General features: G+C 73.7%; 6 protein-coding genes. 3 read left to right on the top strand and 3 right to left on the bottom strand.

The features are described from left to right. The first annotated feature begins 3 nt into the window (after nucleotides 1-3). Both RF640_RS12255 and RF640_RS12250 read left to right on the top strand, forming a co-directional pair. The gene (locus RF640_RS12255; RefSeq protein WP_368827979.1) at nucleotides 4-159 is read left to right on the top strand and encodes a biotin/lipoyl-containing protein; all 156 of its coding nucleotides are present in this window, start codon (nucleotides 4-6) and stop codon (nucleotides 157-159) included. Between the two features lie 88 nt (nucleotides 160-247). Next, nucleotides 248-1705 (top strand): mycothione reductase, encoded by a 1458-nt coding sequence (locus tag RF640_RS12250; RefSeq protein WP_368827972.1) that lies wholly within the window; start codon nucleotides 248-250, stop codon nucleotides 1703-1705. A gap of 27 nt (nucleotides 1706-1732) precedes the next feature. Here the strand turns inward: RF640_RS12250 and RF640_RS12245 are convergent, their stop codons facing one another. The 3 genes from RF640_RS12245 to RF640_RS12235 form a co-directional block, all read right to left on the bottom strand. Continuing rightward, a complete protein-coding gene (locus RF640_RS12245) occupies nucleotides 1733-3631 on the bottom strand; it encodes a long-chain fatty acid--CoA ligase (RefSeq protein WP_126346392.1) in 1899 nt (632 codons plus the stop codon). A gap of 70 nt (nucleotides 3632-3701) precedes the next feature. Further along, nucleotides 3702-4142, bottom strand: a complete 441-nt coding sequence (locus RF640_RS12240) for a hypothetical protein (protein ID WP_109243784.1) — start codon at nucleotides 4140-4142, stop codon at nucleotides 3702-3704. Then, a complete protein-coding gene (locus RF640_RS12235; protein WP_109243785.1) occupies nucleotides 4139-4993 on the bottom strand; it encodes a carboxylesterase in 855 nt (284 codons plus the stop codon). Before RF640_RS12235 ends, RF640_RS12240 begins: the two co-directional genes overlap by 4 nt. Before the next feature lie 147 nt (nucleotides 4994-5140). On the opposite strand from RF640_RS12235, the gene RF640_RS12230 reads away from it, so the two are divergent. Then, a complete protein-coding gene (locus RF640_RS12230) occupies nucleotides 5141-5992 on the top strand; it encodes a 1-acyl-sn-glycerol-3-phosphate acyltransferase (RefSeq protein WP_017833703.1) in 852 nt (283 codons plus the stop codon). Nucleotides 5993-6000 lie beyond the last annotated feature (8 nt).

The following is a 6000-nucleotide window of genomic DNA, read 5'->3' as shown; positions in this document are numbered from 1 at the left end:
ACCGTGGAGGCGGGCGGCCAGGTGGCCACCATCGAGGCCATGAAGATGGAGGCCTCCATCACCGCCCCCACGGGCGGCACGGTCGCCCGGGTGGCCCTCAAGGGCGTCACCCAGGTCTCCGGCGGCGACCTCCTGCTGGCGCTCGACACCGCCGGCTGACCCGGCACGCCCGCGCCGGCACCGCGGCCCCCGGGAGGGCCGCGGTGCCGGCGGGGGCCGCCCGGCGGGCGCGCATAGGATGGGTCGCATGCGGAAATTCGACCTCATCATCATCGGCTCCGGCTCGGGCAACTCGATCCTCACCGAGGACTACGAGGGCCTGGACGTCGCCATCATCGACGGCGGGACCTTCGGCGGCACCTGCCTCAACGTCGGCTGCATCCCGACGAAGATGTACGCGTATCCGGCGAGCGTGGCCCGCCGCGCCCAGGAGGCGGACCGGCTCGGCCTCCACGTCTCGGTGGAGGACGTGCGCTGGCGGGAGATGCGGGACCGGATCTTCGGGCGGATCGACGCGATCTCCCACGGCGGGCTCGAGTACCGCCGGACGCTGCCGCACGTGACGGTCTACGAGGAGCACGTGCGCTTCACCGCCCCGCGGACCCTGCGCACCGCCTCGGGGGAGGACCTCACGGCCGACCAGATCGTGGTGGTCTCCGGCTCGCGCCCGGTGCGGCCGGAGATCCCCGGGATCGACCTGCCCCAGGTGCACACCTCGGACACGGTGATGCGCATCGAGGAGATGCCCCGCCGCGTGGTGGTGGTCGGCGGCGGCTACATCGGCGCCGAGTTCGCCCACGTCTTCTCCAGCCTCGGCGCGCGCGTCACCCAGGTCAACCGCTCGCACCGGATCCTGCGCTACCACGACCCGGAGATCGCCGAGCGGTTCGCCCGCGAGGCCTCCCGGCAGTGGAAGCTGGAGACGGGCTGGTCGCTGAGCGAGGTCGAGGAGTGGGACGGCGACGAGTGCGCCGTGATGGTCACCTTCCGCGACCCGCAGGACCCGGAGCTCGTCATGCGCCTGCCCGCGGACGTGGTGCTGGTGGCCACGGGCCGGCAGCCGAACACCGACGTGCTCGACGCCCGGGCGGGCGGGCTGGACGTGCGGCCGGACGGGCTGCTGGCCGTCGACGAGCACCAGCGCGCCCTCTCCGGGGGCCGCCCCGTCGAGGGCGTGTGGGCGCTGGGCGACATCAGCTCGCCCTACCAGCTCAAGCACGTGGCCAACGCCGAGGCCCGCACGGTGCAGCACAACCTCCTGCACCCCGGCGACCTCCGGGCCACCGACCACCGGTTCGTGCCCTCCGCCGTGTTCACCAGCCCGCAGATCGCCTCCGTCGGCATGACGCAGCAGGAGGCCGAGCAGTGGGCGGTCGAGCAGGGCAGCGAGATCACCGTCAAGGTGCAGGACTACGGGGCCACGGCCTACGGGTGGGCCATGGAGGATCGCACGGGGCTGTGCAAGCTGATTGCGGAGAAGGGCACCGGTCGCCTCCTGGGCGCGCACCTGATCGGGGAGGAGGCCTCCCTGCTCATCCAGCCGCTGGTGCAGGCCATGTCCTTCGGCCTCGACGCGCACACGATGGCGCGCGGCCAGTACTGGATCCACCCCGCCCTGAGCGAGGTCGTCGAGAACGCCCTGCTGGGCCTCGACGTCCCCGAGCACTCACCGCTGTCCCCGGGGGCCCTCGTCGGCGGCCGGTGATCCCACCGGCCGCCGGCCGGCCCGGGGTCAGCCGCGGCCCGGCAGGTGCGCGTGGGAGAGCTTCTCCTTGATCCGCTCCGCCGGGGTGACGGGGGCCGCGGCCGGATCGGGGGCGGGGCGCGAGTAGATCTCCTCGATCCGGTCCGCGAAGTCCTGGGCGATCCTGGCCCGCTTGATCTTCATGGACGGGGTCAGGTGCCCGGAGGCCTCCGTCCAGTCGACGTCGAGGATCTCGAAGGCCCGGATGCTCTCCGCGCGGGAGACCGCCTGGTTCGCCCGGGTGACGATGTCCTGGACGTGCTCGACGACCTTCGGGTGCCGGGCGGCCTCCGCCACCGGCATCGCGGGGTCCAGGCCCATCAGCTCCAGGCGGGCGGGGAGCACGTCCTGGTCGAGGGTCACGAGGGCGGCCACGAACGGCCGGTTGTCCCCGACCACCATGACCTGGGAGACCAGGGCCGAGGCGCGGATGGGGTCCTCCAGCACGTTGGGGACCACGTTCTTGCCGCCGGCGGTGACGATGATCTCCTTCTTCCGGCCGGTGAGGGTGAGGGCGCCGTCCTCGTCGAGCGAGCCGAGGTCGCCGGTGCGGAACCACCCGTCCTCGAAGGCCTCGGCGGTGAGGTCCTCCCGCCCGTGGTAGCCGCGCATGACGTGGGTGCCCCGGACCAGGACCTCCCCGTCCTCGCCGATCCGCACCTCGTTGCCCGGCAGCGGCAGTCCCACGGTGCCGATCTTGCCGATCTCCGGGGTGTTGACGGCGATCGGGGCCGTGGTCTCCGTGAGCCCGTAGCCCTCCACGACGTACACGCCGATCCCGTTGAAGAAGTGGCCCAGCCGGGTGCCGAGGGCGGCGCCGCCCGAGACGGCGTGCGTGACCTCCCCGCCCATCGCGTCCCGCAGCTTCGAGTACACGAGCCGGTCGTAGAGGGCGTGGCGCGCGCGCAGGAGCGGCGGGACCCGCCCGTCCTGACCGGCCTTCGAGTACGCGACGGCCGTGGTCACCGCGCGCTCGAAGATCAGGGACTTCGCCCCGCCGGCCTTCTCGGCCTTGAGGCGGGCGCTCTGGTAGATCTTCTCGAACACGCGCGGGACGGCCAGGATGAACGTGGGCCGGAAGGCCCCGAGGTCCGCCATCAGGTTCTTCACGTCCGGGGTGTGGGCCAGGACGGTCCCGGAGTAGAGGGCGATCACCTCCACGAAGCGGGCGAAGACGTGGGCCAGCGGCAGGAACAGGAGCGTCCGGGCGCCCGGGTGGATGATGTCCTCGACGACCAGGGTCGTGTTCTCGCACAGCCGCACGAAGTTCCCGTGCGTCAGCTCGCACCCCTTGGGCGGTCCGGTGGTCCCCGAGGTGTAGATGATCGTGGCGACGTCCTCGAGCCCGCGCGACGTGCGGCGGGCCTCGAGCTCCTCGTCCGGCACGTCCGCGCCGGCGCGCGCGAGCTCGTCGAGGCCCGTGCCGGTGCCGTCCAGGCGCCAGACGTTCTCCGCGGCGCGGAACGGCGTCTCCCGCGAGGCGGCGAGCACGGAGTCCTCGAGGGCCTGCGTCTCGACGAACACGGCCTTGGCGTCGGAGTCGCCCATGATCCAGGCGATCTGCTGCGCCGAGGACGAGTCGTAGACGGGGACGGGCACGGCGCCGGCGTACCAGATCGCGAGGTCTGCGAGGGTCCACTCGTAGCGCGTCCGGCTGAGGATGCCCACCCGGTCCCCGGGCTCGATCCCCGCGGCCACGAGACCCTTGGCCACACCCTGCACGGCGGCGAGGAACTCCCGGGCGCGCACCTCGCGGGCGGCCCCCTCCGGCCCCAGGACGGTGTACAGGTGCGGATCCTCGTCCTGGCCCGCCTGCATGAGCAGGAAGTCGGTGATGCGGCTGTGGGCCGGTGGGTCCACGAGGGCGTCGGTCGCGACGTGGCGCATGGGGTTCTCCTCGGATCGGGGTCGGTGGGCCGTCCGCTCCAGTCTAGTGAATTGGCTCACGCAAACCCCGTCAGACGCGGGCGCCGTCGTCCAGCTCGTCGCGGTCGTCGGGCAGGGACCGCAGCAGGTGGCCGATGGCCCCGACCACGGCGACCAGGCCGCCCACGATGGCCCACCACGGCAGGGAGCCGGGCAGGAGGGAGAGCACCACCAGCAGCACGGGCACCCCGACCAGCACGGTCCAGGACAGCAGTGCCCCGCCGCTGAGTCCCTGCGTGACCGGCCCGGGGTCGGGGGAGTAGGGCGCGTCGTCGTCCCCCGCGTCCTCCGGCTCCCCGGCGCCCTCTGCCCCGGCAGCCTCTGCTCCGGCGTCCTCGGGGGACCAGTCCCGGGGCCCGGCGAGGTGCCGGTCCCCGGCCCGGCGCACGTCCTCGAGGTCCGACACGATCCGGCTCCACTCGTCCTCGGGGCCGTGCCCGGCGCCGCCCGGCGTCCCCGGGCCCGCACTCATCGCCGGTCCCCCCGGGAGGCGGGGCGCAACGGTCTCGCGGTGACCGGGCTGCGGCCCGCCAGCAGGTCCTCCAGGAAGCGCACGGACCGCGCCGCGACCACGTCCGCCTCCCGGTCCAGGGTGGCCACGTGGAAGCTCTCCGCCAGCCGCACCAGCTCCACGTCCCCGCCGGCCCGGCGCAGCACGTGCAGGTGCGAGGCGTCCGACACCACGTGGTCGTGCAGCGAGCGCAGCACCAGGACCGGGGCGGTGACCGCGGGCAGCATCCTCCGGGTCCGGGTCATGAACCGGCCCAGCTCGGCGACGCCCGCCACGGGCGTGCGCGGGTAGGCGTGCTCGGTGACGCCCGGGAGGCTGATGTCGTCCCCCACGCCCGGCACGGACGGCACCGCGCGGTGCAGGGCCGGGGCGAGCCTGGCCGTGCGGCTGACGAGGGACAGCGCCGGGTTCAGGGCCACGACCCCGTCGACGGGCAGGGTCGCGGCGAGGTGCAGGGCGAGCGCCCCGCCCATGGACAGCCCGCACACCACCACCACGTCGTGCCGGGCCCGCAGCCGCTGCACGTGCTCGGCCGCGTGGTCGCGCCACTGCTCCCAGCGGACGCCGGCGAGGTCCTCCCAGCGGGTGCCGTGGCCGGGCAGCACGGGCCCGACGACGTCGGCGCCCGCCGCGTGCAGCGCCCGGCCCCAGGGGCGGACGCTGAACGGGACGCCGGTGAAGCCGTGCAGCACGAGCGCGCCCGCGGGCCCGTCGGCCGGATGGTGGAAGGGCGCGCCGGGATCGTCCGCGGCGGCGGGCCCGACGGTCGCGGAGGGGGCGGGCAGGTGCTGGTCCTCGACGGGTGGCGTCATGCGTCCATGATGTCAGGGCGGGCGCCGTCGGCGGGCGGACCGGCGCGGGTGCCCGTGCGGACGTGAGAGAATACCGGAGGCCGGACCCGGTCCGAGCGGCACGGACCCTCGCGACATCCCGATCAGCACGAAGGAGTCCCCTCCCACATGGTCTACATGTTTCTGAAGCGCTACGTCGTCGGCCCCCTGATCAACGTCGCCTTCCGTCCCGAGGTGCGCGGCCTGGAGCACGTGCCCGAGGAGGGCCCGGCCATCCTCGCGAGCAACCACCTCTCCGTCTCCGACTCGGTGTTCATGCCCGTGGCCGTGCCCCGGCAGGTGTACTTCCTGGCGAAGTCCGACTACTTCAACAGCCCCGGCGTCAAGGGCAGGGTGATGGCCGCGTTCTTCCGCGCCATCAACCAGATCCCCATGGACCGCTCCGGGGGCCGGGCCAGCGCGAAGTCCCTGAGCAACGGCGGCCGCAAGCTGCTGGAGGGCGAGCTGCTCGGGATCTATCCGGAGGGCACCCGCTCCCCGGACGGCCGCATGTACAAGGGCAAGATCGGGGTGGCCCGGCTCGCGCTCGAGACGGGGGCCCCGGTCGTCCCGATCGCCATGGTCGGCACCGACAAGGTCCAGCCGATCGGGACCAGGCTCCCGCTGCCCCGCCGCAGCGCCCGGGTCACCACGATCTTCGGCGAGCCCCTCGACTTCTCCCGCTACCGGGGCCGGCAGGGTGAGCACGCCCTGCTCCGCGAGGTCACCGACGAGATCATGCACGCGATCCAGGCCCTCTCCGGCCAGGTCTACGTGGACGTCTACGCCTCGGAGCACAAGAAGCGGCTCGCCGAGCAGAAGCGCCAGGAGACCAAGCAGGCCGCGGCGGAGCTCGTGGGCAACGCCAAGGACAAGGCGCGCAGCGCCGCCCACACCGCCCGCCGGACCGCGGACTCCATCGCCCACCGCGACCGTCCCGGCGCCGCTGACGACGACACCCCGCGGCCCACCGCACCCTGATCCCGCGC

It is taken from the genome of Kocuria sp. CPCC 205231 (genome assembly GCF_040980965.1).
Classification (GTDB): Bacteria; Actinomycetota; Actinomycetes; order Actinomycetales; family Micrococcaceae; genus Kocuria; species Kocuria rosea.
Note: the sequence above shows the minus strand (reverse complement) of the source record. Positions and strands in the feature narration are given on the sequence as shown.

Excerpts from the sequence above, each read along its gene's own strand:
- RF640_RS12245 (WP_126346392.1), bottom strand. The coding sequence starts at position 3,631 with ATGCGCCACGTCGCGACCGACGCCCTCGTGGACCCACCGGCCCACAGC.
- RF640_RS12230 (WP_017833703.1), top strand. The coding sequence starts at position 5,141 with ATGGTCTACATGTTTCTGAAGCGCTACGTCGTCGGCCCCCTGATCAAC.
- RF640_RS12240 (WP_109243784.1), bottom strand. The coding sequence starts at position 4,142 with ATGAGTGCGGGCCCGGGGACGCCGGGCGGCGCCGGGCACGGCCCCGAG.
- RF640_RS12250 (WP_368827972.1), top strand. The coding sequence starts at position 248 with ATGCGGAAATTCGACCTCATCATCATCGGCTCCGGCTCGGGCAACTCG.
- RF640_RS12235 (WP_109243785.1), bottom strand. The coding sequence starts at position 4,993 with ATGACGCCACCCGTCGAGGACCAGCACCTGCCCGCCCCCTCCGCGACC.